The organism is Streptomyces mabaensis (assembly GCF_053763515.1).
In genome coordinates this window covers 1-1,848 of sequence record NZ_JBSOPZ010000081.1, presented here as the reverse complement: position 1 = coordinate 1,848, position 1,848 = coordinate 1, and the positions used below count along the sequence as shown (strand labels likewise).

The following is a 1,848-nucleotide window of genomic DNA, read 5'->3' as shown; positions in this document are numbered from 1 at the left end:
ACACAGTGGACGCGAGCAACTGAGGACAAGCCCTCGGCCTATTAGTACCAGTCAGCTCCACCCGTTACCGGGCTTCCACATCTGGCCTATCAACCCAGTCGTCTACTGGGAGCCTTAACCCCTCAAAGGGGGTGGGAGTCCTCATCTCGAAGCAGGCTTCCCGCTTAGATGCTTTCAGCGGTTATCCTTTCCGAACGTAGCCAACCAGCCATGCCCTTGGCAGGACAACTGGCACACCAGAGGTTCGTCCGTCCCGGTCCTCTCGTACTAGGGACAGCCCTTCTCAAGACTCCTGCGCGCGCAGCGGATAGGGACCGAACTGTCTCACGACGTTCTAAACCCAGCTCGCGTACCGCTTTAATGGGCGAACAGCCCAACCCTTGGGACCGACTCCAGCCCCAGGATGCGACGAGCCGACATCGAGGTGCCAAACCATCCCGTCGATATGGACTCTTGGGGAAGATCAGCCTGTTATCCCCGGGGTACCTTTTATCCGTTGAGCGACGGCGCTTCCACAAGCCACCGCCGGATCACTAGTCCCGACTTTCGTCCCTGCTCGACCCGTCGGTCTCACAGTCAAGCTCCCTTGTGCACTTACACTCAACACCTGATTGCCAACCAGGCTGAGGGAACCTTTGGGCGCCTCCGTTACTTTTTGGGAGGCAACCGCCCCAGTTAAACTACCCATCAGACACTGTCCCTGATCCGGATCACGGACCCAGGTTAGACATCCAGCACGACCAGAGTGGTATTTCAACGATGACTCCACAACCACTGGCGTGGCCGCTTCACAGTCTCCCACCTATCCTACACAAGCCGAACCGAACACCAATATCAAACTGTAGTAAAGGTCCCGGGGTCTTTCCGTCCTGCTGCGCGAAACGAGCATCTTTACTCGTAGTGCAATTTCACCGGGCCTATGGTTGAGACAGTCGAGAAGTCGTTACGCCATTCGTGCAGGTCGGAACTTACCCGACAAGGAATTTCGCTACCTTAGGATGGTTATAGTTACCACCGCCGTTTACTGGCGCTTAAGTTCTCAGCTTCGCCACGACGAATCGTGACTAACCGGTCCCCTTAACGTTCCAGCACCGGGCAGGCGTCAGTCCGTATACATCGCCTTACGGCTTCGCACGGACCTGTGTTTTTAGTAAACAGTCGCTTCTCGCTGGTCTCTGCGGCCACCCCCAGCTCAGACAGTAAATGTCATCACCGGTGATGGCCCCCCTTCTCCCGAAGTTACGGGGGCATTTTGCCGAGTTCCTTAACCATAGTTCACCCGAACGCCTCGGTATTCTCTACCTGACCACCTGAGTCGGTTTAGGGTACGGGCCGCCATGAAACTCGCTAGAGGCTTTTCTCGACAGCATAGGATCATCCACTTCACCACAATCGGCTCGGCATCAGGTCTCACCCTTATATGAGAGACGGATTTGCCTATCTCTCGGGCTACACCCTTACCCCGGGACAACCACCGCCCGGGCTGGACTACCTTCCTGCGTCACCCCATCGCTTACCTACTACCACCTTGGGTCAGCGGCTCCACCACTCCCCTTTGCCCGAAGGCTCCGGGGCGGCTTCACGGCCTTAGCATTAATGGGCTCAGTATTGGGCGTTTCAAAGCGGGTACCGGAATATCAACCGGTTGTCCATCGACTACGCCTGTCGGCCTCGCCTTAGGTCCCGACTTACCCTGGGCAGATCAGCTTGACCCAGGAACCCTTAGTCAATCGGCGCACACGTTTCTCACGTGTGTATCGCTACTCATGCCTGCATTCTCACTCGTGAACCGTCCACAACTCGCTTCCGCGGCTGCTTCACCCGGCACACGACGCTCCCCTACCCATC

At 57.0% G+C, this 1,848-nt stretch carries 1 rRNA gene; it reads right to left on the bottom strand.

The window, feature by feature from the left end:
- Positions 1–21: 21 nt before the first annotated feature.
- Positions 22–1,848: ribosomal RNA gene (locus tag ACWV17_RS33785) — 23S ribosomal RNA — on the bottom strand; the annotation flags it as partial.